Consider the following 25,216-nt stretch of genomic DNA (forward strand, 5'->3'; position numbering starts at 1 on the left):
TCCGTAATAAACTCATTTACAGAATGTTTGCTGTCATAAAACGCCAAACGCCTTTTGATAAGAACTATTTAGCAGCGGCCTGAATTTTTTTTTGGTAGTCTCTTTATCTTAGAATACGCAATGACGGGGCTGTTATTTTCCTTTAGCACTGCTCCTGGCAATGATGGGCTTTGCGCCGCTTGGGGCACTCATGTTGAGGATCAGCACCGAAGCAGGACTTTAGTCCGGATTCCAAACCGCTGCAAGTGCAGAGTATTCTAGTTGGTAAAGGCCCGGATTTACGAAGCGGCCACGTTATACTTCGCCCGGTATTCGGTGGGCGTCATGCCGGTAATATCCTTGAATGCTTTATTGAATGTTGTTTTGTTCGCAAAGCCGGACTGGGCGTATACTTCCTGCATTTTCAGGTCATTGTTTTCCTGAGAGCAGATAAGGTGTTTGGCATGATTGACCCGCAACGCGTTGATGTAATCCGGGAAACTGAGCTGCATCTTTTCGTTGACCGTCTGGCTGAGGTAATTGGTGGAGGTGCCCAGTTCATCCGCGAGCTCTTTCATCCGGATGTCCGGCTGGAGGAACAGCTGCCGTTCCTGCATCACTTTCTGTAACCGGCGCACGATGTATTCCTGCGTTTCGGTACGCAGGGCGGAGGTTTTATATTTCCGGCCGGGCGTTTCAGCCGGGGTTTCTTTTTGCAGGGAATTGGCCAGCACCAGCTTCTGGTAAACGGTGAAATAGATGCCCACCGTCATGATAAACTTCACTACCATAGCGTAATACATCACATCCGGCTCGTTATTGACCAGCGCGGCTACGTACATGATGAGCGACAAGGCAAAACACAACGTAAAGATCAGCAGGTATTTCAGCGTTTTGACGCGGTATTGCAGGATACCGGCCGCCACTTCCACGTTGGGCGCATACTTCTGGTAAAACCGGGCGGAGATCCCGCAATACACGATCAGCAGGGCGGTGGTGCCAAAGGCGGTGTAAGCGCCGGGCAGCAGGATGGCCTTTCTTCCCAGGAAAGGGAACAACAGTATCTGTACCAGCAGGTACGCCGTGGGCAGCAGGCAGAGCAGCGCGGGTTTTTTATTATAGGGAAGATTGTATTCCCTGGCCGTGTACAGCAGCAGCAGCGGGCCCATCAGGCTGATGATCATCCAGGCTACAATGGAGCCGGGGTTCCAGCTCACCCGGCCATAGAACATGTTAAACACGTAAGTAAACAGCGAAAGGGACAGCAACAATATCAGCCATCCCAGCAGGTGTTGTTTTTTCTGCGGATGGCGCAGCAATATCACGCTCATCAACGTGCCGTTGGCCGCGGCGGCAAAAAAGAGCCAAAGAAAAACGGTGACAAAAAGGGGCATCAAAATTACTTTTTGAGGTTATTCACCCAGCCATATTTTAAACCCGGCCACCCTTTCCCGGCTGATCAATATTTCCGTGGCGGGGATCTCTGGCCGGATGTGCAGCTTCAGCTTGCCGTTCCACCAGACGCTCACGAGCTGAATGGCGCGGTAACTGATAATGAAGCTGCGGCTGGCCCGGTAAAAATACTCCGGGGAAACGGATTTTTCAATTTCGCCCAACGTCTGGGAAAGCAGGTATTCTTTGCCCTCATGGGTTTTGAGGTAACTGATCTTGTTCCGGGAGAAAAAATAAGCAATGTCCGTTACGTGGATAGACTGAATGGTTTGCCCGCGCTTTACAACAAAGCGTTCTTTGTAAGCGTTTTTTTTGATCAGCTCATGGAGCATCTGTCGCACGGCGGTGAGTTCCTCCGGAAGTAATTGTTCTGTTAGCATGGTTCGGGGTTTATGTTTTGCAAAGAAAAAGGATTGTACTGGTAAAAACACCGGAAACCCGCTACCATGGCGTACGTAATTATAATTCCTTACTTCCGGGGCGGCATTTTGGGGCGCTGAACCGGGTAAAATGGCCCTTATTCCATTCATTTCCTGAAATGAACGAAATCAAACTGACCGGTGACAATGCCGGCAGCGCCCAATTCCTGGCGTTATAAACAACTGATTATCAAGGGTGCATTTTTGACTGGAATTAGACAATTCAGTGATTGTAACAACAATACCCATGCAAGATTTTTCGTATCTTTGTGCCTCGCAATAACCATATTGAAAAACCGTTTAACATAGGAGAAAAGATATGAAGTGGATGAAATTACGCATTAACAAAAAAAGATACATACTGCCCTTTCTGGTATTAACTTCCCTATTCAGTTTGAAAGTGTCCTCGATCGGCAAGAAAAACAGCGGTGTGGTTGCTCCCGTAGCAGTCTCTCCTGTTGTTTCCGCCATGGCTGCTTTGTACGAAAATCTCTCGCTGGATTCCCTCGGGCTTTCCCGCGAAGCGTACCAGTATGCCATACAGGGTCACGACCGCCTGCTGAAAGAAGGTAAGCTGCGCAACGATGATATATTATCTATCGTGGACTTCAGCCTGCCTTCCACCAAAAAGCGCCTGTTTGTAATCGACCTTGCGTCCGGCACGCTGTTGTTCAACTCCCTCGTGAGCCACGGAAGGAATTCAGGTAAAGAAATGGCGACAGACTTTTCCAACTCTCCCGAGAGTTTTAAAAGCAGCCTTGGTTTTTATGTGACCGGCAAAACTTACCGCGGCCAGCACGGCTATTCGCTCAAGCTGGAAGGTGAGGAAGACGGGATCAATAACAACGCCATGGAAAGAGGTATCGTGATGCACGCGGCGAATTATGTGGATGAAAAACTGGCCCGTCTCCAGGGTTACATCGGCAGAAGCCTTGGCTGCCCTGCCATCCCGACGAAGCTGCATAAAAAGATCATCGGCAAGATCCAGAACGGCACCTGCCTGTTCATGTACAGCCCCGATACAAAATACCTGTCCGCCTCGCGGATGCTGCAGGCGGCAGCATAACGGTTCATAACGCCCAGATTGTCTTATTTTTGAACATATCCGGGCCATGATGAAACGTACTTTACTCTTTATACTTTTTTTACCATTACTGATAGCCGCACAAAAAGAAACGCCGGAAGCATATATCCGAATCAATCAACTCGGGTATTTGCCTTCCGGCGTTAAAGCTGCGGTTTGGGGAAGTTTCTCTTCCAACACGATCAGCTCCTTCCAGCTCATAGATTCCGCCAGCGGCAAGGCCGTATTCACCGCCCCGGCTGGCAAGGCTTTCGGCAGTTATGGCCCATTCACACAATCCTACCGTCTCGATTTTACTACATTTTCAAAGCCCGGTACTTATTACCTGCAAGCGGGCGGCGCCACCTCGCCGGTGTTCCGCATCGGGAATGATGTGTACAAAGGCGCGGCGGATTTCTGCCTGCGTTATCTCCGCCAGCAGCGTTGTGGGTTTAATCCGTTCTTAAAAGATTCCTGTCATACTTTCGACGGATACACGTTATACGGCCCTATGCCGGACAGCACAAGAATAGATGCTTTCGGCGGCTGGCACGACGCCAGCGATTACCTGCAATACTCCACTACTTCAGCCAATACGGTATATCATCTCCTCGCGGCTTACCGCGATTTCCCACGCGTATTCACCGATGATCACGATGCGAACGGCCTCCCGGAAAAGAATAACACGGCGGACGTACTGGACGAAGCCCGCTGGGGCCTGGACTGGTTGCTGCGCATGCATCCGCAGGATGACTGGCTGTTCAACCAGATCGCGGACGACCGGGATCACCGTGGTATGCGTATACCTGCGCTGGATTCGTTTTATGGGAGAGGTTTTGAAAGGCCGGTATATTTCTGCTCAGGCCAGCCACAGGTGCAGGGCGTGAAATATAAAAAGATGAACCGGTCCACCGGTGTGGCTTCCACGGCCGGTAAGTTCTCCAGCGCTTTTGCGCTTGGGTATTCGGTGTTGGAGAAAAAAGATCCTGCATACGCCAATAAACTCAGGACAAAAGCAGGCACCGCTTATACATTAGGTGTGCGAAAGCCCGGTGTGCAGCAAACCGCTTCGGTCCTTTCTCCTTACATCTATGCAGAAGATAACTGGACGGATGACATGGAACTGGCCGCCGCGCGGATGTTCACCATCACCAAAGACAAACATTACCTCGCTGAGGGTATGAAATACGCGGAAGAAGAAACCATCACGCCCTGGCTGGGCGCGGATACGGCGAGCCATTATCAATGGTATCCTTTTATCAATATCGGTCACTACGAAATGGCCGCGCAGGCAGCGGGCGCTGATAAACAAAAGCTGCTCGGTTACTACCGGGCTGGTATCGAAAAGGTATGGCGGAAAGCAAAAAACAATGCATTTTACCGCGGTGTTCCGTTTATCTGGTGCAGCAATAATCTCACCGCTGCTTTTGCGATACAATGTTACTGGTACCAAACCTTAAGCGGGAAAAACGATTACGCCGCGCTGGCGCAGGCGAACGTGGACTGGCTCTTCGGATGTAATCCCTGGGGCACGGCGATGGTGTATGGCCTGCCGCAGCACGGCGATACGCCGGTGGACCCGCATTCCGCATTCACCCACCTCAAACAATACCCGATAGACGGCGGCCTGGTAGACGGGCCGGTGTACGGCACGATCTACAACAGCCTCATCGGCATCCGCCTGGCCGAACCTGATGAATATGCGGCTTTCCAGAGCAGCCTGGTAGTGTACCATGATGATTACGGGGACTACAGTACAAACGAACCTACCATGGACGGTACGGCATCTTTGATCTACCTGCTTGCGTTGAAAGAAAATGAAGGGATTAAAACCAGCTTGCCAAAAAACCGATCAGTAAAGTAGTGCGTTGCAGTCCATTGCGGAGCAGGCGCAAAGCCTTACGCATATGCTGTTCCACGGTATTCACGGAAATACCGGAACGTTCCGCGATCTCTTTATTGCTCAGCTCTTCCGAACGGCTTAATAAAAATACCTGGCGGCATTTGTCCGGCAGCTGCTGGATGGCATCGGCCATCCGGAGGGAGAGTTCTTTATGGGAAAGATAAGTTTCCACATCGTTGGAAACAGCCGGTGGGCGGGTTTCCTGGAATACTTCGTATTTGTGGTGGATGTATTGGCGGTGCAGGTAATTTAACACACGGTTGCGGAGCGCGGTAAAGATATAGGCTTTAAAAGAGGTGTGAATGTCGAGGCGGTCCTTCCGTTCCAGCAGTTCCAGGAATACTTCCTGTACAAACTCCCGGGCGGTTTCTTTATCGCCGGTCTTTTCATATGCCTTTTTGAGCAGCATCACCGCATAACGCTCATACAAGGCGTCAAACGCTGCCTGGTCGCCCTTTTTCCAGCATGTGAGCAAATCTACGTCCGTATGGTGTGTATAGTGTGGAATAGACTTTGGTTGTTTTGCGTAAGTTAAATGTAATAAAAAATAAGGGCTAATTACAAAGTGAAACCAAAAAGAAATATTTTTTTAATACCAGTAACGGTTTGTTTTTTATTGTTTGTCCTATATGGTAACAGAAGTATAAATTCCGCCTATGGGCCTGATCGATTTAAAAGCACTGCTGGAAAAATACAAAGCCGGAACCTGCACCCCGGAAGAGCTGAAGGCGCTGGAAGAATGGTATGAAACCTGGCATCATCCCGATGCCGAGCCCGTGCAATGGCGCCCGGACGAAGAGCTGGCGAAGGAGCTGTTACAGGATTTCCGGGAGATGCGGCGCAGCAAGGAAGCCCTTTTCCGTGGCGGCTCGGGCGGTACCTGGTGGAAAGCAGCGGCAGTGGTCGTTCCTATCATCGGCATCGGCGCCCTGCTGTGGACCAGCCGCCCTTCTGTGAAAGAACCCGCCCCCGGCCCCGTGTTGGCTACAGTGCCCGCGAAGCCGGACAGCAAACGTTTCATCCTGCTGCCCGATAGCAGTACCGTGGTATTGCGTGAGGGCAGCACCCTCATATATCCTGACGTGTTCAAAGGCAACGCCAGGGAAGTGACGCTCACCGGCGAAGGGTATTTCGATATCCGGGAACAGCCGGGCAAACCCTTCCGCATCCGCTCCGGCAAAGTGATCACCACCGTGCTGGGCACTTCCTTTAACATCAAAGCATACCCGGACGAGCCTTCCGTGACCGTAACCGTTACCAAAGGCAAAGTGAAAATAGAAGAAGGCGGCAGCAACAAACTCCTCGGCATCCTGCTGCCGGACCAGCAGATCGTATATGAAAACGAAACCGCCGCCACCAAACCCGTGAAAGCGGTGGAGACCGTAGCCTGGGTAAAAAAAGGAATGGACTTCAACTCCGTGCCGTTTGAAGAGATCGCCCGGCAGATCGGCGAACAATACCAGGTAAAGATCCTGTTTGCCAACGACGCGCTCCGGCAATGCCGCATCCGTGCTACGTTTGAAGGCACGGAAACGCTGGATAAAGTACTGTATATCTTATGCACCGTGGGAAATGCCACTTATACCATCCGGAACAACGAAGTAACGATCAATGGAGACGGCTGCATGACCGAGTAACAAAAAATAAATCGGGTAATAGAAAATATTCAACGCTAACAATGTAATAGAGAAATAAGATCGGGTAATAGAAAATATTTACCGCTAACAATGTTCAGTGACCAAATTCTTATGCCATGACCCGGAAAATGCGTCCGCCTTCCTGACGATAATGGATATGAGAAACCCCTCCGTACTGTGGTAGGTCGGGAGGGGCTTAGCTTAAAACTCAAACAGCCCGAGGGCTGATTCTTCATCATTTTAAACTATTGCAATTTATGCAAAAATCAGCGGTTTTTGCTAAAGACAGGCTATTGCCTGCCCTTACATCAGCAGTTTATTCCACGCAAATGCGTTTCATTATGAGAATGAGCCTTACCACCATCATTTGCATGCTGGTTAGTATTCACCTCCTTTGGGCCATGCCTATCAAAGGGCAGGCGCTGGATGATAAAAAGATCACCATGGAGGCCGCCAACGTAACGCTTGAAAAAGCGCTGTCGCAGGTGGAAAAACTGTCCGGATTTCACATTGCCTATGCTTCCGAAAAAGTGGAGCGGTATAGCCGTGTGCAGCTGCAAATGGCCACCCGTAGCGTAAGCGCCACGCTGGCCGCACTGCTGAAACAAACCGGCCTCAGCTACCAGCTCACGGAAAAAACGATCATGATCGTTCCCAGGCAGGAGCCACACGTGGCCGGACCCGCTGCACAGCCGGCCGCAGATACCACCATCGAGGTGAAAGGCAAGGTGACGGATGAAACGGGCAATCCTATGCCTGGCGTGTCCGTCCGTATCAACGGCACCACCAAAGGCGTGTTCACAGACGGGCTGGGCGCATTCACCCTCTCCGCCGGCCGCGGGCAGGTGCTGGTGTTCACCTCCGTGGGCGCCATCCAGCAGGAATATGTGGTCAGGAACGCTACTACGATCAATATTGCGCTGAAGACCGATAGCCGCAGGCTGGAAGACATTGTGGTGGTAGGGTACGGCCGGCAGCGCAAAGCCAACCTCACCGGCGCCGTATCCACCGTGGATGTGAAACGCACGCTGGAATCCCGCCCCGTGACGGACATCGGCCGCGGCCTGCAAGGCGCCGTACCCGGCCTCACCATTACCACGGCCAGCGGTGACCTCGGGCGCAACCCCAATATCAGGCTGCGCGGCATGACCGGCTCGCTGAACACCGGAGCGGCAGGCGCACAACCCCTCATCCTGGTGGATAACGTAGAGATCCCCAGCCTGCAGATGATCAATCCCCAGGACATTGAATCCATATCAGTATTGAAAGATGCGGCCTCCGCCTCTATTTACGGAACGCGGGGCGCCTGGGGCGTGATACTTATCACCACCAAGTCCGGCGCGAAAGGAGCGCCCGCCAGCGTCAATTACACCAATAACTTCTCCTGGAGCAAACCGACTACCGTACCGGAAATAGCGGGCGCAGTGGAAGGCGCGGAAGCCGTATTGCTCAACCGCCGCCGCTCCGCGAACAACCCCGCCATCAACTCCTTTGGCGTACTCGGTATGTACTTCGACGATATCGGCATCCAGAAAATGAAAGACTGGGAAGCCAAATACGCCGGCCAGGACCTGGGAGACGAAATGGTGGAAGGCCGCGACTTCGAGATCAGGAACGGGAACTTTTATCCGTACCGCCCCTGGGATGCGAACGAACGGTATATGAAAAAATACGCCTTCCAGCAGAAACATGACCTGTCCGTAGCGGGTGGCGGCGATAAGACCACTTACCACCTGGGCCTGGGGTATCTCAACCAGACCGGTATGCTCAAATTCAAAACAGACCGCTTTGACCGTTACAATGCTACCCTCAGCGTAAATACCACCGTCAACGACTGGCTGGACGTAAGAGGGAAAATGATGCTCTCCCAATCCAAACTGGAAACGCCTTTCTCTTTCTCCGCCGCCCAGCTCGGCCCCTGGTATTATCTCTACCGCTGGCCGAAAGTATATCCCTACGGCACTTACCAGGGCAAACCCTTCCGTAGCGCCGTAACGGAAATGCAGCAGGCAAAAATGGACCAGGACAAAAATACTTTCACCCGCGTGCAGGTAGGCGCTACGCTGAAACCAATGAAAGACCTGACCATCGATGTGGATTACACTTATTCCAGCACGAACCAGCATATTCATTCCGTAGGCGGTGAAACCGGGGCTATCAACTTCTGGTTTGGCAACTTCAGTTATGTGCCCAACTACCAGGGCCCGGAATGGAACCGCGTAAAATATACTTCCAACTGGAATGATATGAACACCGGCCGCGCATTTGCCACTTACACCAAAAACCTCGGCGATCATCACCTGAAAGCCATCGTGGGAACGGATGTGGATCTTTTCCGGAACTGGTCGCAGACCTCCGAAAGAAGGGGATTGATAGACCCGAACCTGGGCGAGATCAGCCTGTCCACCGGTGACCAGTTTGTTACCGGCAGGCGCGGGCATTGGTCTACCAACGGTTATTTTGCGCGTGTCAACTACGATTATAAAAACAAGTTCCTGCTGGAAGTGAACGGCCGTTACGATGGTTCTTCCAAGTTCCCGAAACACGACCAGTGGGGATTTTTCCCTTCCGTATCCGCCGGTTACGTGCTTTCCGAAGAACACTTTATGGAGCTGACCAAACCGGTGCTTTCCTTCCTGAAACTGCGCGGCAGCTACGGTTCCATCGGCAACCAGAACGTGGGTGACGTAACATTCCTGTCCGTAATGTCCGCCAGCAACTCAGGCTGGCTGATCGGGAACAACAACATGACCACCTTCAGCACGCCGAACCTGGTACCGCGCAGCCTCACCTGGGAAACCATCTCCACCCTGGACTTCGGTGTGGATGCCCGTTTCCTCGAAAACAGGCTGGGCCTTACCTTCGACTGGTATAACCGTACCACGCTGGACATGATCGGCGAAACGGTGGGTCTGCCCTCCACCTTCGGCGGCTCCGCCCCGAAAGAGAACTTCGGTGAAATGCAAACCCGTGGCTGGGAACTCGCCCTCGACTATACACATATTTTCGATAACGGCCTCCGCCTGAATGTACTCGGCACCCTGTCCGACTTCCAGGAAGAGATCACCCGCTTTGCCAGCGCCACCACCAACGTATACCGCAACTACCAGGGCAGAAAGATCGGGGAGATATGGGGATACGTTACGGACAGGCTTTTCCAGGAAAGCGACTTCAATAAAGTAGCCGGCAAATGGGAACCTAAACCCGGCATCCCGGACCAGAGTGCGCTTACACAAGGCAGCGCATGGTTCTACTACACTCCCGGCGATGTGAAGTATACAGACATCAACGGCGACGGAAAAGTGAACTGGGGCTCGGAAACCACGGACGATCCGGGGGACCTCCGCGTGATCGGCAACTCCACCCCCCGCTACCAGTACGGTGTCAGGCTGGGCGCGGACTGGAAAGGCATAGACCTCGGCGTGTTCTTCCAGGGCGTGGGCAAAAGAGAACTCTGGCCTTCAGGCCCCATCTTTATCCCCGGCTTCAACGAAGCGGAAGCCTGGTATGAGCACCAGATGGATTACTGGACGCCAGACCGCACCAACGCATTTTATCCCCAGCCCACGAACCACGACAAGGCGGAAAGCAATAAGAACTTTTTCCGCCAGAGCCGTTACCTGCTGGACATGTCTTACCTGCGCCTGAAAAACGTGACGCTGGGTTACACGCTGCCCGCGCACATCAGCCGCGTTGCGCATATCAGGTCCGCAAGGGTATATGTGAGCGGGGAAAACCTGCTTACCTGGGACAAGATGTCCGTACCCATCGACCCGGAAATTGATTACACCGCAGAGCAGACGGACCGCTCCGCCTTCGGCAGGGTATATCCCTACCGCAAGGAATTCTCTTTTGGCCTTCAAATCACTTTCTAAAGCGAAAAACTGACTGGTTATGAAATCGACAATATTATTAGTGGTATTACTGGCGGCGCTGGGGATGGGATGCAAAAAAGATTTCCTTACCCGCCTCCCGCTGGACCAGATGGAGGACGCCACTTACTGGACAAACGAAAACAACGTACGCACCTTTGCATACGGGTTTTACCCGACCTATTTCCCCGGCTTCGGCCGCAACTTCGACCTGGAAGTGTATTTTTATTCCGGGCAGTCGCTGAACGATGACTTTGCGCCCACGGCGCCGGTAGCTTTCACCAAAACCGTTCCGGCTTCCGCTACGAACACCGCCTGGAATTTTACAAACGTACGCAAGGCGAACATCATGCTGGAACGCGTAAAAAGCATGGGCATGCTGGACGAAGCCACGCGCAACCACTGGGCGGGTGTTGCGAGATTCTTCAGGGCCATGGCCTATTACAGGCTGGTGAAAACCTATGGAGACGTACAATGGTACGGCAAACCCCTGGAGGTATCGGACGAGCAGCAGCTCTACAAACCCCGCGACAACCGCACGCTGGTAATGGACAGCGTACTGCTGGACCTGCAATTTGCCGCCGGCAACGTACGCGAAACAGATGGCGAAAAAGGGCTGAACATCAGCAAATGGGTGGTGATGGCTTTTATGAGCCGCATCATGCTGTTTGAAGGCACCTGGCAGAAATACCACCAGCTGAGCGAGGCGAAAAGCCGCGAATACCTGGAGGCGGCCAAATGGGCCGCGAACGAAGTGATGACCAAAGGCGGTTATTCTTTTTCCAACAGCTACCGCGAATCCTTCAACTCGCCGGACCTTGCGCCGAACAAAGAGATCATCCTATATCGCCGGTATGCGCCGGGCCTGCTCACGCATTCGCTGATGAGTTACAACAATAAAGAACCACAGACCGGACCCAATAAAAACCTGATAGAGACTTATCTCTGTACGGACGGTTTGCCCATCGGCCTTTCGCCATTGTACCAGGGAGACAAAACGATCGACAAAGTGCTCGCCAACCGCGACAGCCGGATGCTCCACACCTTCAACCCGGAACTCCGCCCCAATGGTTCCCGCACGCGTACAAACAACCTTGGCATCAGCACGACCGGTTATTGCACCTGGAAGTTCCTGGACGATAAGCTGCGCGAAGCGCCCACCGGGGAATCCAGCCTGAACGTGTCCCACGCTCCCGTGATCCGCCTGGGCGAAGTAATGGTCAACTATGCGGAAGCTGCGGCAGAGCTGGGCGCCATTACGCAGGAAGACCTGGACAAGTCCATCAACAAACTCCGCGCCCGCACTACGGGCAATACCACTCCGCTGCCCCCGCTGCAGGTGATGGGCGGAGAGCCGGCGGTGAGCGGCGCTGTGTACCACGACCCCGCGAAAGATCCCGATGCGAAAGTGACTTACATGATCTGGGAGATCCGCCGCGAACGCCGCGTGGAATTCTGCATGGAAGGCACCCGCTTCGACGACCTGCGCAGGTGGCGCAAACTGGATTACATGGACACCCGCGTACACACAGACCTCAACCGCGGCGCCTGGATCAAACGGTCCGAGTGGAACAAACCCAACCCTCCCGGCGGCTCATGGCTGAACAACGTGACGCTGGAAGGGCCGGATGAAGGATATATTATCCCTTCAGTTTCACCCCTGGCAGACCGGATTTATAACGACGATAAAGTATATTTGGAGCCGATACCACAAGACCAGATCAAACTGTTCCTAGACAAGAAAGTGACTCTTTCCCAGAACAAAGGCTGGTAGGCTCCATTTAAATTTTTATCAGTATGCTCACAGCGCTCACCCACGCGGTTATTTACACAGGAACGGAAGAGATCAGGGGGAAAGCCCTGTTGTTAGACAATGGCATTGTAAAAGGGTGGACGGACGAAGGGAACATACCATCGGATTTCCATATCATCAACCAGAACGGCCAGTATATCGCACCCGGATTGCTGGACCTGCAGATATACGGAGGAGGCGGTCAGCTGTTTTCAGACGACCCCTCCTCCGCTGCTTTAAGGAACATAGCGGACGCATTGGTGAAAAGCGGTACAACGGGTTTTCTGCCCACGCTGGCCACCAATGAAATGGCTGTTTTTGAAAAGGCGATAGACACGGTGAGGGACAACCCGCATCCCGCCGTACCTGGCCTGCATCTCGAAGGCCCTTACATCAACCCGGTGAAGCGCGGCGCGCATATCCTCTCCTGCATCAAAATGCCGGAGCTGAAAGAAGTGGAAGCCCTGCTGAAAAGGGCGCAGGGCGTCATCAAAATGATCACGCTGGCCCCGGAAATGACGGAACCAGCGGTGATCGACCTATTGCTTGCCAATGGGGTCATTATTTCAGCCGGGCACAGCAATGCCACCTTTACGGAAGCCGCCGCCGGTTTTAAAAGAGGTATTCAAACGGCCACGCACCTCTTTAATGCCATGAGCCCGTTCCATCACCGCGACACCGGTTTGCCCGGCGCGGTGTACCAGGGCGATGCTTATGCCAGTATCATCCCGGATGGGATCCATGTGGATTATGAAGCATTGTCCGTATCCAAAAAACTGATGGGCGAACGGCTCTTTATTATTACAGACGCCGTAGAAACCAGTACCGGCGCATATCCCCATATATTCAAAGGCGACCGTTATACCCTTACGGACGGCACCTTATCCGGCTCCGCGATCAAACTGCTGGAAGGCGTAAGGAACCTCGAAACACACGCCGGCATCCACCGCGCGGAAGCTTTACGGATGGCATCCACTTATCCTGCGCGCCTCATCGGCCACCCGGAGCGGGGGCTTATTACGCCCGGCCATCCGGCTTATCTCACCATGTTTGACGAACTTTTCCGGCCTTGCGGCACTTACATCAACGGCAGATTTTTTGAAGCATAAAAGAAGAGTCCCGGCATACCGCCGGGACCCGTTCTTGTTGTAGTCACCGTAATTGAAGCTATTTTACTGACGGGGGAATAGTTTCGGCTGAATGGTGATGATGCTGTCATGCGCCCAGCTGATGCTGTAGGCGGTATCCGTGGCATGAATGGTACCGGTGTATGTGTTGCCCCTGAGCGAGATATTGAGCGGCCAGTTGCCGTTCGGGTAACGCTGGTGAACGATCCTGCGTACGGCCTGCGAATAACCGGGGTTGGGGCTGAACTGGTAAGCCCGGATGATACCGATATTCCATTTGTCCGGAAAGGTATAAGCAGTGAGATCAAGGCGGGCGTGTTCAACGGGGTAATAATTTTTGGATTTAATGAGGAACACGATGGCGGTATCTTCTACGGACGATGCGGTGATGTCAAGGCCGGTAATGCGCCACCATGAACTGTCATTAGGGTGCGGGATCGTATCCGTCGGGATGGTGTCTGTGGAATCGTTGCCAATGCTGTCCCTGAGTGCGAGCAGGCTTTTGGCGTCTTCTTTCGATAATACAGCGTCCTGGCTGCAGCTGTGTACAATAAATGATATCGCCAGCATAAGCAATGGTAAAAATGGTGAGATCCGTTTCATAGAATGTTTGTTTTATACTATGAAAGACGGGGTGGTAAAATGAAAAGGTTGGGTGGGTTATTTTTTTCTTTTAAAAAAATACCGGACGTGTAGCTCAAGGCTCTGCCGGTTCGGATAAGCCGGTACATCGTTTACAAATCCCTTGCCGCCCGCGCTGCCATTCCAGCCAAGATTGTACTGGAGCCCGATGCGTAATACCGGCGTAAGCTGGTAATCCACCCCGGCCTGCCATTGGAAGAAATTTTTCCCGGCGAGTTTGTTCGCATTGAACCTGTCCGGGAAATGCGGCAGCGTATCCAGCGGGGCAGTATACGAACCCGGGATCACCGAATCTTTCCCTTTCTGCATCAGCTGGTACTGGTAAGCGATGCCGGTATACACGGACCATTTACCGGTTTCATACGTCAGTTGGATGCCAAGATTCCCATGCAGCGTGTTTTTCAGGGTGTAAAAGGTGCGGGCGGTGTCTATGGTGTACCGCCTCGGGCTGCCGATAGTATCTGTGATGCTGGCATTGCGGTAAAAATGTTCGTATTTACCTTTCGCACCGGTGAGATAAGTAATGCCTATAGATGGCCTGACGGCCAGTTTGGGGGAAAAGCAATAGGTGTATTCAGCCTGGAGGTTTCCCGCCCAGGTATTATTATTCGCAGCCATGACGGCGGCTTTTATATTGAAGGGGCTGACCTTGTGATCCGGGAAATCATGGGGTTTCATGGCAATGCGTGCGCCGCCGGCGTTGATTGTTTTTTGCGGAACAGTGCCGGGGTAGACGGGCTGAAGGTGGAAGGTGAATGGGCGGATGTTATTTTCATTTCCGGTGATGCCGTTGTTGCGTTGGCCGGGGTTGCCGGTTGAAATGGTTTGTTGTGCGTCAGGGTTATCCGGCTGAAGCGTTTCCTTTTTTCCGGTAGTGCTGCCGGGCTGCGCTTTTGTAGGGGCGGCGTTGTTTGGAAGCGCAAGGGTATTGCTGCGCTTCCCTTTACTGAAAGTACTGCCCGGCTTGGAATGATCCGTTTTTTCTTCGTTACGTCCCGGTTTGGCTTCGGCAGCTGTCTTATCTCGTAATGGGTCTTTATAATTCGTTTTTATTCCTCCTTTTTTGCCCGGAGATTTGCGGTCACTTTTACCCGTTCCAACGCCTGCACCCGAATCCTTGTTCTCTCCTGTATTTTTATCACTGCTATTGTTCCCGGCATTTTCCTTCGACGATTTGTTGTCGTTATTGCCGCTTTCTTCGTCCGGAGCCAGGCCCTCATTCCCCGCCGTATGTTTATCACTGCTCTTATCTTTGACCGTTCGGCCGTTTTCATGATCAACGCTAACGCCCGTAGGAAGTTTTTCATCTCCCTCCGCGTCCTTCCCCATCCCTTCCTTTTCACCATTTTTATTCTCCTCACCCGCCAGCATCTCCTTCCCGTTCCTCACCACTACTTCCTTCTTCACATCCTCCCGCTCCGGCCCCAAACGGTCCCCGCTGTGCAGTACAAACGTCAACCCCGTACCCAGCAGAACGATCACCTCCGCCAGCAAAAACCACCAGCCCCCGCCGGACGAAGGCGGCGGCGGAGTGCCCCGCACATCCAGCATGTGGCGCAATTGCTCCCAGGCCTGCTGTTTCACAGCGGGCGCGGCGGGCTCCGGCTCCTGCAGGGCCGCAGCTTTCAGCAAATGCTCAATATCCGGTTCTTGTCCGTTCATACCGTTGGTTCAATAATTCTTTTAACAGCCGCTTCCCCTCGGATACATGCCACTTGGACGTGCCCGCGCTGATGCCCAGCATCACGCCGATCTCCTTATGGGAATAGCCTTCGATGATAAAAAGGTTGATCACCATCCGGGTGGCCGGTGGCAGGTATTGTAATAATTGTAAAAGTTCCTTGTAGGCAGCCGGATCATGCGTGTCCGCCAGGGGTAAATGCGGCGGCAACGGAACGGCGGTGTCCAGTTGTGTTTTGTGCTCCCGGTAATAATCGGCCGCCGCGTGATGGATGATCCTGCGCAGCCAGCCCTCAAAGCTCCCGCTCCCGCTATATTGCCCGATTTTCGTAAACGCCCGTAGGAACCCGTTGTTTAATATGCTGATGGCCGCATCCTGGTCCGGAAAGGTCCGTTTCACAACGGCCAGCATCTTGTCGAAAAAGAACATATACAGCTTCTCCTGGCTCAGACGGTCATGCCTCCGGCATCCTTCCAGCAGGGATGCAAGATGGTCGGGCTGCTGGCCTGCCGCCGGGTCGGGTATATGTGGATGTTGCGGTTCCAATTGGACTATCCTGAACAGACGCCCTTTTTATACGGGAAGGTTGGGTAGGATTAAAAATTTATTTCCGGGTCACGAGATAATTGTAATCATTCAGCAGGGTTTCCAGGAAATGAACAGCTTCCATATCTGTTTCGATATGCAACACCTCCCTGATCCTCAGTGAAATACGCTCCGCCATGGAGGTGTCGCCGGTACGGGCCACACTGTCCAGCACGGTTTTGATCTTGCTGAGATCCTTATCGCTGAGCCGAAGGATCTGGGAGAACTGGGGGATATAATCCGGCTGGTGTATTTCCCTGAAAATGGTATCCTGGATGGTATGCCGTTCTTTTGTCCTCACCAGGATGGTGCCGGCGGCCAGATCGCCCAGCCGCTGATTGTAAGGGCTGCGCAGCACCACCACCAGCGGCAGGATGCCGATGGCGAGGAACAGTAAGGCCGCCAGGGGAGAATCTTCTTCCAGCATGGACGTGATCAGCGCCAGCGTTACCAGCGGCGATTCCACCATCCTGAATATCCAGCGAAGCAGTATCTGGCTCAGGCTGGGCACATTGCCCATCAGGCTCACCACCTTGATGTCCATCACCCTTTTGCCCAGGCTTTGCCCTTTCATGATCAGTTCCGATATCAGGTAATAAAAAGAGACCGGTAGTACCAGCAGGAAAACATCGGCGAAATACCCGCCAAGACCGGTATTTTTGAGGAAAAGCGACATCAGCAGCAGGTAAGCCCCCCTGATGAGCAGGTCCACCAGGTAAGCCACGCCGCGCCGCCCAAGATCCGCCGCTTCAAACTCCAGGTCGATGTTAAATACTGTAGGTATTTTGATAATAGGCATAAACAAATTTAAAATTTATTATATTTCCACCTCAGTAATTTTTATGACCCGTACCGCATGAGAGAATCTTCATTTATAAAACGGAACCTGGACCGGTGGAAAAAGATCCGTGAGGAACCCACCGAAGACCCGGATGAGATGGCGGAACGATTCACTTCCCTGCTTGATGACCTCGCTTATGCCAAAACTTTCTACAGCCACAGCAAAGTGACCCATTACATCAACGGGATGGCTTCGGGCATATTCCAGCGCATTTACCGCAATCATAAAGGAGACAAAGGCCGTATCCGCAATTTTTTCTGTTATATACTGCCGCTGCTGATCCGTAAACATCACCGGCTGTTCCTTTTTTCGTTCTGTTATTTCCTCCTGTTCTGCATCATCGGCGCGTTTTCCGCGGCGCACGACGAAACCTTCGTGCGTGGCGTACTGGGCGATGGGTACGTGAACATGACGGAAGAGAATATATCCAACGGCGATCCTTTTGGGGTCTATAAAGGCGAAAACGAATGGCAGATGTGGATACGCATCGCGTATAACAACATCCAGGTGAGCATGTTCTGTTTTGTGATGGGCATCGCATTTTCGGTGGGCACACTGTGGATACTGTTCAGGAACGGCATCATGCTGGGCTCCTTCCAGTATTTCTTTTTTGCAAAAGGACTGGGATGGCCTTCTGTACTCGTGATATGGATACACGGCACGCTGGAGATTTCTTCCATCATCATTGCGGGCACGGCCGGTATGATCATGGGGAACAGCCTTTTGTTCCCCGGCACGCATACCCGCCGCGAGTCGTTGAAACGCGGCGCCATGGAAGGGCTGAAGATCATCGTGGCGCTGGTGCCCATCTTTATCGTAGCCGCTTTCCTGGAAAGTTTCGTCACCCGCCATACCAGTATGCCCATCGCGCTCAGCATCAGCATCCTGGTGTTGTCCGCCGCTTTTATCGTCTGGTATTTTGTGATCTATCCCATAAAAGTGCAGCAAAAAGGTTACCGGCTGGATATGGAGGGGAAACTTCTAAAACCTGCCGCCGCATGAAACGAATGAGATACTGGATCGGCGCGGCGCTTTTCTGCATCAGCCTGCACGCCGCCGCGCAGGATAAAAAAGAAAAAAATAAAGAGTTCGACGAAAACGAATGGCGAGTGATCGATTCCACGGATGAGGGGAATGCCGTGGAAGGCGATATTGAAGACGCTTACGCAACAGATACCACCGTCACCGGAGATATAGACAGCGCCCTGGCTTTGGACGAGGCCACGGAAGAAACGGAAGACAACAGCACTGTTGAACAAAAAATACGAAACGGGACGATACCCTACGCCCGCTGGGACCAGCACCCTGTGGGAGACTGGGACGAAAGCGGCCAGGCCCGGCTTTCCATCCGCAAAGTATCCGGCGCGGACATGGAGGAGCTGCGGAAAATGGAAGCGCTTAATTACGAAGGAGAAGATAAACCCGCCGCAAAAAAAGAAGGTTGGCTCTTTTCACTCGGCGCATGGGTAAGGGCAAACGGCGTTCTCTTCATCTGGATATTTTATGTATCCCTGGGTGCGCTGCTGCTGGGTGTATTGGTGCTGTTCATCAGGAAAAACGATATTTCATTCCGTTGGTCTTCCACCAATAAAAATTACGGCAGCTTTGACATCGTGAAAGATGAAGGCCCCCTGAACTACGACGCACTGGCCCGCACCTCCATTGCGGAGGGCCGGCTGAGGGACGCCGTACGTTTCCGTTACCTGCACACCCTGCAATTGCTGGAAGCGCGACAGCTGATCGCGCCGGGGAAAGACAAAACGAACATGGACTTCCTGCGCGAACTTTCCCGCACCGCTTTTCACAAACCCTTTGCCGCCTTAACGCTGCATTACGAGTACATCTGGTACGGACAGCTGCCCCTCAGCAACGGGCAGTTCTCACAGCTGGATGACCAGTTTGCCGCCTTTACTCAATCTATAAGACAACATTCGTGAAAACCGGCATCATCATAGGCATTTCCGTGATCATTACAGCGCTCATCGTGCTGCTGATCATCGGCGGCGTCACACAGGGCGGCGGAGGCCCGCGGGCTGATTCGCGCCTGCAGGTGGAGTATATTTCCTACAGCAGCCGGGACAAATCTCCCTATGGGAGTTATGTGCCGTATAAACTGCTCCAGCATTTTTTCAAAGGCACCAAACCCAAAACCGCCACCCGCCCCTTTGTAAAAACATACGAAAAGGGCAACGACCTGAAAACGCAGAACAATGTATACATCATTGTAGCTGAGCGCCTGTGGCTCAGCGAAGAAGACGCCACGGCCATGTCCGATTATGTAGCGGAAGGCAATAAACTTTTCCTGGCCATCGAAGAGACGGATTCCCTGCTGGAAGCCACTTTCGGGTTCAGGGTAAGAGAGGGGCTGAATACCCCCGCCGTCACGGCGGTAACGCAGCATTTCTCCAACCCGAATTTCGGGGCGGACACTGCTTTTACCTCGAAAGGCATCCTGTTCAAAAATTCGCTGGCCAGGCCGGATTCGGGCATCATCACCATACTGGGCACCAACAAATTCCACGAGCCGAACTTTTTCAGGATACCGCATGGGAACGGCCAGGTGTTCGTGATGCTGAACCCCATGACCTGGACCAATTATTTCCTGATGAACAAACAGAACATCAGGGCGCTGGAGCTTCAAATGGCTTACCTGCCGGAGTATCCGCCGAATGTGTATTGGGACGAGTTTTACAAATACCAGCACGGCCCGCAGCAGGGAGACTTTTCCAACTGGCAGGTATTGCTGCGCCACCCTTCCCTGCGCTGGGCGTTGTTCCTTGCGGTGGTATTGCTGCTGCTGTATGTGCTGTTCGAAAGCAAACGCCGCCAGCGCCTGATACCGCCCAAGCCGGTACTGGCGAACAACTCGCTGGACTTTGCGGAAACCCTCGGGCGGCTTTATTACCTGCATCATAACAACTGGAACCTGGCGAACAAAATGACGCAGCACCTGCTGGATTACATCCGCCAGAATTATTACCTGAACACCAGTGCGCTTTCTTCCGAATTCGTAACGGCGCTTTCCCGCAAAAGCGGCCAGCCCCGGGAATCGGTGGAACGGCTCATGGGCATGGCGGCGCAGGTAAAATTATCCGGCAGCATCAGCGACGAGCAATTACAGGAATATTATAACAGTATCTATCAATTCTATTTAAAAGCGAAATAATGGAAATAAACACCTTTGAGCCCCGCACGGACCTCAGCGAACTCCACGAAGCGATTGCGGCTATCAAAGCTGAGATTGGCAAAGTGATCGTGGGGCAGCACCAGATGGTGGACCTGCTCACGGCCGGCCTGCTGGCCAACGGGCACATCCTGATAGAAGGGGTGCCGGGCGTGGCCAAAACGCTGGCGGCAAAGCTGCTTGCCGGCACGATAGATGCAAAGTTCTCCCGTATCCAGTTCACCCCGGACCTCATGCCGGCGGACGTATTGGGCACTTCCATCTTCAACCCGCAGAGCAAGGAATTTGAATACAAAAAAGGCCCCATCTTCGGCAATATCATCCTGATAGACGAGATCAACCGCGCCCCCGCCAAAACGCAGGCCGCGCTGTTTGAAGTGATGGAAGAGCGCCAGATCACGAACGACGGGCAAAGCCACCTGATGGACCAGCCCTTTATGGTAGTGGCCACGCAGAACCCGATAGAGCAGGAAGGCACCTACCGCCTGCCGGAAGCCCAGCTGGACCGTTTCCTCTTTAAAATAGAAGTGAAATACCCGGCGCTCCAGGAAGAGATCGCGATACTCCAGGCGGCGAACACGCAGGGCGGGCAGCACCAGATGCTGGCGCTGATAAAGCCGGTGGTCACCGCGGCCATCGTGATACGCCTTCAGCAGAAAGTACGGGAAGTGATCATGGAAGAAAAACTCCTGTTATTCATCGCCAGCCTGGTGAACGAAACGCGGAACAACCCGAGCATCTATCTCGGCGCTTCGCCCCGTGCGTCCATCGCGGTGATGAACTGCGCCAAAGCCGTGGCCGTGATGAACAGCCGCGACTTCGTAACGCCTGACGACATCGTGTACATCCTTCCCCACATTCTCCGCCACCGCATTGTGCTTACGCCGGAGCGTGAAATGGAAGGCATCACGCCGGACGAGATCATCGCGGAAATACTTAAAGCAGTAGAAGTACCAAGATAATATGGGAATACTCAGCCGGTTTTACAGGTCGTTTTTCCTCAGCTTAAGGTTGTACCTGGCGCTGGGCGTGGTCATCGTGTTGTTCGTGACCGCCTTTTTTGTACCCGTGTTTTTCCAGGTGGCCATGACGGCCCTGGTCGTATGCTCCGCAGTGCTGCTGCTGGATATGGCCCTGCTATACCTGCCACGCAACGCCATGCGTGCGGAGCGCCGCATGAGCGACCGCTTCAGCAATGGTGATGAAAACGAGGTGGAGCTGATCATCCGAAACGGTTACAACTTCCCCGTGCAGCTGGAAATAGTGGACGAGCTGCCTTTCCAGTTCCAGCGAAGGGACTTTTCCATGAAAGCCGGTCTCAAAGCCCGGGAGGAAAAACATTACACCTATAAGCTCCGCCCGGTGGAAAGAGGCGAATACCAGTTCGGCGGCACGCATCTGTATGTACGGAGCGCCTTTGGCCTGGTAACGCGGCGGTATACGGAAGCGCTGGAAAAAGCGGTGAAAGTGTACCCCTCCTTTATGCAGCTGCGCAACTACGAACTTTTTTCCATCAAACACAAGCTGAACGAAATGGGCGTGCACCGCAAACGCGTGATAGGCCACAGCATGGAGTTTGATCACATCAAAGAATACACCCGGGGCGACGATGTGCGCACCCTCAACTGGAAAGCCACCGCCCGCCGCGGCACGCTGATGGTGAACAACTTTATCGAAGAACGTTCCCAGCAGGTGTACTGCGTGATAGACAAAGGCCGCAACATGAAGATGCCTTTCGACGGCCTCACCCTGCTGGACTACGCCATCAACGCCTCGCTGGTGTTCAGCAATGTGGCGCTGGGCAAAGGGGATAGGGCCGGCCTGGTCACCTTCACGGGCAAACAAACGGAAGTATTGCCCTCCAGCAGCAAAAAAGTACAACTCAATAAGATCCTCGAACAACTCTACGCGCAAACCACCGCCTGGACGGAAAGCGATTTCGAAAGACTGGGCGTGCACCTGCGCGCGTCCCTTTCACAGCGGTCCCTGCTGATCCTGTTCACGAACTTCGAATCCATCACCAGCCTGCAAAGGCAAATGCCTTTCCTCCGCCAGATCGCCAAATATCATTTGCTGCTGGTCGTGTTTTTTGAAAATACCGAGATCAAAAAGCTGAACGAAAAACAGGTGGAAGGGGTGGAGCAGATCTATATCCAGGTGATCGCGCAGAAGTTCGCGCATGAAAAGAAACAGATAGTGAGGGAGCTGGCGCAGTATGGGATCATGTCCTTACTCACCACGCCCGAACATCTTACCGTGGACGTGGTGAATAAGTATCTTGAGCTGAAGTCGCGCATGATGGCGTAACTACAGCGGTTCTTCCTTCTCGTAATCTTTGGGCCCTTTCTGGCCCAGTTTGGTGAATTTCCGGATGTTGTAGGTAACGTTCAGGCTGAAGAAACGTACGTTTCTCCGGTTGTTCGAGTATTGTTCGTAAGTATTGGTCAGCTCGTAGAAGTTCTTCACGCTGGACCCGAAGATGTTCTCACAGGTGAATGCCACGTTCAGCTTGCGCTGGAACATGTTCACCTGTCCCCTCAGCCCGCTGTTAAAACGCGCTTCCTGTTTGCCCTGCGAATAATAACGCGGTCCGTTGTAACGCCCGTTCACCGAAATGGAAAACACCCTGATGCGGTATGCCGCCCACACGGTCAGGTTCGAAGTCCAGCCGGACACGTTCGCAAATCTTTCGCTCACCGCTTCTTTGCCTTCTTCGCCGCCGTCGGTGATGGTTTCGTAGTACCGTAAACCGCCGCTGACGTTCATGTTGAACGATCCTTTGTTATTGCCCAGCGCTTTGAAGAAGTGCGAGTTGAGGGTGACGTATGCGCTCCTGTCGCTGCGCGACGCGAGGTTCACGAAGGTGCTGGTATTGATGATGGTGCTGTCGTTGATGTATTCCACTTTGGTGTAGCGGCTGATGATGTCGCTGGCATCCTGTTTTTCCAGGCCCGCTTTCACCTGGTGGCTTTTGATCTGCGCGGTGTATTCCAGGCGGTAGTCTTTGGTGAAAGAAGGGCGCAGGTTCGGGTTACCGGTACGGATGTTGAAGCTGTCCGCCGTGTTCACAAAGGGGTTCAGCTGGTCGGGGGACGGGCGGTCCATGTTCCGGTTGAAGTTGAACGTGATCTGTTGCTGTTTGTAATCGTACTGGAAATTGATGCCGGGCGAGAAGTTCGTGTATTTGAACGGCACGGCGTTTTTCAGCGAATCCAGCAGGGCCATCTGGTTGAAGTATTGAATGCCGGGGTTGAACCGGAGGTTTGCCATATGGTGTTTCCAGGGGCTGTAATTGATGCCCATGGAGCTGCGCACTTCGTATGTTTCATTGTTAAAACGGTTGCCCGCATACAGTTCTTCCGATTTATTGCCGATATAACCCAGGCGGCCGGTGAAGTTGTAACCCAGCTTGCGGCTGCGTTTACCCACGGACACGTTCGCGGCGTAGTTCTGGTTGAGGTCGGAATAGTCGGTGGACAGTTGCGGGGCGGGCAGCAGCTCAAGATCGTTCACGTTCTTGCGGGTGGCAAGGTTCAGGTTCATGCCGCTGCTCAGCTCCGCGGTGGCGCTGAGGTCGTAATATTTACCGGCGGAAAGCGGCTGGCGGAAGTGAATGTTCGAGCGTACGTTGAAGTTGCCGTTTTTCCGGTCGTTCTTTTGCAGGGAAGTATCGTCCGTGAGCAGGTAAAAATAGTCGTTGTTGCCATACCCGCTGCCGCCGCCTTTTACAAAGTTGAAGCCGGCTTCGAGCTTCTTTTCGGAATTTTCTTCATACTCTTTGAAATAATACCAGTCGGTCACCGCGCGGTAGCCGTTGCGGCGGTTCCTGCTGTCCTGGTTTTTGATCATGGTCGGCTTCTGCGCATAGTTGCTGTTGATGCTGTTGTTTTCCGCGTCGCTGCCGTCGCCGGTCCAGCCGAGGGTTACGGAGCCGCGTAGTTTTTCTTTTTCGGTGATCTTCAGTTCGTAGCGGCCGTTCAGGTTGTGATTGAAGTTATAGGAGGTGCGGAAGTTCTTTTGTGAAAGATAAGAGCTGTCGCCGCCCGGTGTTTTCGGGAAGTAGGTCCGGTTCACGTAGCTGCTGTCCGAGTTATACTGCCCGTTGTTGAAGTAAGTCACCTGGAATGGCGCCAGGTTCAGGTTATAACGCATTTTGGCGTTCAGGTTGCGGCGACTGTCCACCCCCGCGGTGAAGGCTGCGGAATAACCGCGGAACTGCACTTTACGGGTGATGATGTTGATATAACGGATATTGGTACGGCCCTCCACCAGCGCCTGCTCTGCTTCCACCGCGTCCGGTGGGGCTTTCAGCACTTCAATGCGCTCGATCATAAAAGAGGGAAGATTGTTCAGGTAACTGTTCGCGTCCATGCCGGTGAGCGCAATGGGTTTGTCGTCCACATAAAACTTCACCCGGTCCTTGCCTTCCATGGTGATATTGTTATTCGCATCGATTGTCACGCCGGGCACGTATTCCAGCAGTTCCATGCCGGTACCGCCGGGCAGGAAGTTTTCATCGGGGGTGAACACGATGCTGTCCTTGTTCATGGTGAACATCTGCTTCTGGCCTACCACGGTCACTTCTTTCAGGCTGCGGGAGCCGGTTTCGAGGAGTACGGTGCCCAGGTCGCGTTGTGTTCTTTCCGCGGTGAGCTTCACATGCACGAAATAAGGATTGTATCCCAGCGTGCCTATTTTCACGAGGTAGCTGCCATACGGCACAGGTTTCAGGAGGAAACCGCCTTTTTCATCGGCTGCAACGCCGGTTACGATGGTAGAATCATCTTCATTCAGCAAAGCAACTGAAGCAAAAGGAATGGGTTCTTTGTTAGTTGCCTGAAGAACTTTCCCGCTGATAGCGCCGGTTTCCGTGTCCTTATTGGAAGGGGGTTGCTGCGCGTTTGCCGTGAAAAATGAAAACATACATCCCAGCAGGCACAGAAAGGCCATGCCGCATTTTGGCTTGATACTCATCTAAAAAAACGTATAGGTTGATTGTCCGAAAAATACGATCCCACTTTTTCCCAGCCGTAACATTT

At 53.1% G+C, this 25,216-nt stretch carries 19 protein-coding genes; 11 read left to right on the top strand and 8 right to left on the bottom strand.

Annotated elements, in window-relative coordinates; all coding sequences use genetic code 11:
• Positions 1-278: 278 nt before the first annotated feature.
• Positions 279-1,373: a helix-turn-helix domain-containing protein gene (locus tag EG028_RS27015; protein WP_120519429.1), complete on the bottom strand. Its 1,095-nt coding sequence runs from the start codon at positions 1,371-1,373 to the stop codon at positions 279-281.
• 18 nt (positions 1,374-1,391) lie between these two features.
• The gene (locus EG028_RS27020) at positions 1,392-1,811 is read right to left on the bottom strand and encodes a LytR/AlgR family response regulator transcription factor (RefSeq protein ID WP_162946649.1); all 420 of its coding nucleotides are present in this window, start codon (positions 1,809-1,811) and stop codon (positions 1,392-1,394) included.
• A 439-nt stretch (positions 1,812-2,250) separates the two neighbouring features.
• Between EG028_RS27020 and EG028_RS27025 the strand changes: the two genes are divergently transcribed.
• Positions 2,251-2,916 carry a murein L,D-transpeptidase catalytic domain family protein gene (locus EG028_RS27025; protein WP_241559230.1) on the top strand — a complete coding sequence of 222 codons (666 nt, stop codon included), beginning with the start codon at positions 2,251-2,253 and terminating at the stop codon, positions 2,914-2,916.
• A gap of 46 nt (positions 2,917-2,962) precedes the next feature.
• Entirely contained in the window at positions 2,963-4,777 is a 1,815-nt protein-coding gene (locus EG028_RS27030; RefSeq protein WP_120519427.1) for a glycoside hydrolase family 9 protein, read from the top strand.
• Here the strand turns inward: EG028_RS27030 and EG028_RS27035 are convergent.
• Positions 4,740-5,291, bottom strand: a complete 552-nt coding sequence (locus EG028_RS27035) for an RNA polymerase sigma-70 factor (RefSeq protein ID WP_162946648.1) — start codon at positions 5,289-5,291, stop codon at positions 4,740-4,742. The two genes, EG028_RS27030 and EG028_RS27035, sit on opposite strands and share 38 nt — an antisense overlap.
• Before the next feature lie 181 nt (positions 5,292-5,472).
• Between EG028_RS27035 and EG028_RS27040 the strand changes: the two genes are divergently transcribed.
• The 4 genes from EG028_RS27040 to nagA all read left to right on the top strand — a co-directional run bounded on the left by EG028_RS27040 (position 5,473) and on the right by nagA (position 13,226).
• Entirely contained in the window at positions 5,473-6,453 is a 981-nt protein-coding gene (locus EG028_RS27040; protein WP_120519425.1) for a FecR family protein, read from the top strand.
• A 329-nt stretch (positions 6,454-6,782) separates the two neighbouring features.
• Positions 6,783-10,328 (top strand): TonB-dependent receptor, encoded by a 3,546-nt coding sequence (locus EG028_RS27045; protein WP_206614527.1) that lies wholly within the window; start codon positions 6,783-6,785, stop codon positions 10,326-10,328.
• Between the two features lie 19 nt (positions 10,329-10,347).
• A complete protein-coding gene (locus EG028_RS27050) occupies positions 10,348-12,099 on the top strand; it encodes a RagB/SusD family nutrient uptake outer membrane protein (protein ID WP_120519424.1) in 1,752 nt (583 codons plus the stop codon).
• 23 nt (positions 12,100-12,122) lie between these two features.
• Positions 12,123-13,226: an N-acetylglucosamine-6-phosphate deacetylase gene (nagA, locus tag EG028_RS27055; RefSeq protein ID WP_120519423.1), complete on the top strand. Its 1,104-nt coding sequence runs from the start codon at positions 12,123-12,125 to the stop codon at positions 13,224-13,226.
• A gap of 63 nt (positions 13,227-13,289) precedes the next feature.
• Here the strand turns inward: nagA and EG028_RS27060 are convergent, their stop codons facing one another.
• From EG028_RS27060 to EG028_RS27075, 4 genes are read right to left on the bottom strand one after another with little or no spacing between them, the layout of a single operon-like run.
• Positions 13,290-13,847, bottom strand: a complete 558-nt coding sequence (locus EG028_RS27060) for a hypothetical protein (RefSeq protein WP_123864810.1) — start codon at positions 13,845-13,847, stop codon at positions 13,290-13,292.
• A 57-nt stretch (positions 13,848-13,904) separates the two neighbouring features.
• Complete coding sequence (locus EG028_RS27065) at positions 13,905-15,548, bottom strand: autotransporter outer membrane beta-barrel domain-containing protein (RefSeq protein WP_120519421.1); 1,644 nt, start codon at positions 15,546-15,548, stop codon at positions 13,905-13,907.
• A complete protein-coding gene (locus EG028_RS27070) occupies positions 15,523-16,113 on the bottom strand; it encodes an RNA polymerase sigma factor (protein WP_120519420.1) in 591 nt (196 codons plus the stop codon). The genes EG028_RS27065 and EG028_RS27070 overlap by 26 nt, the downstream gene beginning before the upstream one ends.
• Positions 16,114-16,171: 58 nt before the next feature.
• Positions 16,172-16,951 (bottom strand): RDD family protein, encoded by a 780-nt coding sequence (locus tag EG028_RS27075; protein WP_120519419.1) that lies wholly within the window; start codon positions 16,949-16,951, stop codon positions 16,172-16,174.
• A 57-nt stretch (positions 16,952-17,008) separates the two neighbouring features.
• Here EG028_RS27075 and EG028_RS27080 point away from each other — a divergent pair, with 57 nt between their 5' ends.
• Genes EG028_RS27080 through EG028_RS27100 form a run of 5 tightly spaced genes read left to right on the top strand, consistent with a single transcriptional unit; the run spans position 17,009 to position 22,484 of the window.
• On the top strand, positions 17,009-17,995 hold the full coding sequence (locus EG028_RS27080) for a stage II sporulation protein M (protein WP_120519418.1): 987 nt from the start codon (positions 17,009-17,011) through the stop codon (positions 17,993-17,995).
• On the top strand, positions 17,992-18,930 hold the full coding sequence (locus EG028_RS27085; protein WP_120519417.1) for a DUF4129 domain-containing protein: 939 nt from the start codon (positions 17,992-17,994) through the stop codon (positions 18,928-18,930). The genes EG028_RS27080 and EG028_RS27085 overlap by 4 nt, the downstream gene beginning before the upstream one ends.
• Positions 18,927-20,159 carry a DUF4350 domain-containing protein gene (locus EG028_RS27090; protein ID WP_120519416.1) on the top strand — a complete coding sequence of 411 codons (1,233 nt, stop codon included), beginning with the start codon at positions 18,927-18,929 and terminating at the stop codon, positions 20,157-20,159. The genes EG028_RS27085 and EG028_RS27090 overlap by 4 nt, the downstream gene beginning before the upstream one ends.
• On the top strand, positions 20,159-21,139 hold the full coding sequence (locus EG028_RS27095; protein WP_120519415.1) for an AAA family ATPase: 981 nt from the start codon (positions 20,159-20,161) through the stop codon (positions 21,137-21,139). Before EG028_RS27090 ends, EG028_RS27095 begins: the two co-directional genes overlap by 1 nt.
• Before the next feature lies 1 nt (position 21,140).
• Positions 21,141-22,484, top strand: coding sequence for a DUF58 domain-containing protein (locus EG028_RS27100; protein WP_120519414.1), 1,344 nt, complete (start codon positions 21,141-21,143; stop codon positions 22,482-22,484).
• On the opposite strand, the gene EG028_RS27105 is transcribed toward EG028_RS27100, so the two are convergent.
• Complete coding sequence (locus EG028_RS27105; RefSeq protein ID WP_120519413.1) at positions 22,485-25,151, bottom strand: outer membrane beta-barrel protein; 2,667 nt, start codon at positions 25,149-25,151, stop codon at positions 22,485-22,487.
• Positions 25,152-25,216 lie beyond the last annotated feature (65 nt).

This window comes from Chitinophaga barathri (genome assembly GCF_003807585.1).
GTDB classification, from domain to species: domain Bacteria; phylum Bacteroidota; class Bacteroidia; order Chitinophagales; family Chitinophagaceae; genus Chitinophaga; species Chitinophaga barathri.

Excerpts from the sequence above, each read along its gene's own strand:
- EG028_RS27015 (WP_120519429.1), bottom strand. The coding sequence starts at position 1,373 with ATGCCCCTTTTTGTCACCGTTTTTCTTTGGCTCTTTTTTGCCGCCGCG.
- EG028_RS27020 (WP_162946649.1), bottom strand. The coding sequence starts at position 1,811 with ATGCTAACAGAACAATTACTTCCGGAGGAACTCACCGCCGTGCGACAG.
- EG028_RS27030 (WP_120519427.1), top strand. The coding sequence starts at position 2,963 with ATGATGAAACGTACTTTACTCTTTATACTTTTTTTACCATTACTGATA.
- EG028_RS27040 (WP_120519425.1), top strand. The coding sequence starts at position 5,473 with ATGGGCCTGATCGATTTAAAAGCACTGCTGGAAAAATACAAAGCCGGA.
- EG028_RS27045 (WP_206614527.1), top strand. The coding sequence starts at position 6,783 with ATGCGTTTCATTATGAGAATGAGCCTTACCACCATCATTTGCATGCTG.
- EG028_RS27050 (WP_120519424.1), top strand. The coding sequence starts at position 10,348 with ATGAAATCGACAATATTATTAGTGGTATTACTGGCGGCGCTGGGGATG.
- nagA (WP_120519423.1), top strand. The coding sequence starts at position 12,123 with ATGCTCACAGCGCTCACCCACGCGGTTATTTACACAGGAACGGAAGAG.
- EG028_RS27060 (WP_123864810.1), bottom strand. The coding sequence starts at position 13,847 with ATGAAACGGATCTCACCATTTTTACCATTGCTTATGCTGGCGATATCA.
- EG028_RS27065 (WP_120519421.1), bottom strand. The coding sequence starts at position 15,548 with ATGAACGGACAAGAACCGGATATTGAGCATTTGCTGAAAGCTGCGGCC.
- EG028_RS27075 (WP_120519419.1), bottom strand. The coding sequence starts at position 16,951 with ATGCCTATTATCAAAATACCTACAGTATTTAACATCGACCTGGAGTTT.
- EG028_RS27080 (WP_120519418.1), top strand. The coding sequence starts at position 17,009 with ATGAGAGAATCTTCATTTATAAAACGGAACCTGGACCGGTGGAAAAAG.
- EG028_RS27085 (WP_120519417.1), top strand. The coding sequence starts at position 17,992 with ATGAAACGAATGAGATACTGGATCGGCGCGGCGCTTTTCTGCATCAGC.
- EG028_RS27095 (WP_120519415.1), top strand. The coding sequence starts at position 20,159 with ATGGAAATAAACACCTTTGAGCCCCGCACGGACCTCAGCGAACTCCAC.
- EG028_RS27100 (WP_120519414.1), top strand. The coding sequence starts at position 21,141 with ATGGGAATACTCAGCCGGTTTTACAGGTCGTTTTTCCTCAGCTTAAGG.
- EG028_RS27105 (WP_120519413.1), bottom strand. The coding sequence starts at position 25,151 with ATGAGTATCAAGCCAAAATGCGGCATGGCCTTTCTGTGCCTGCTGGGA.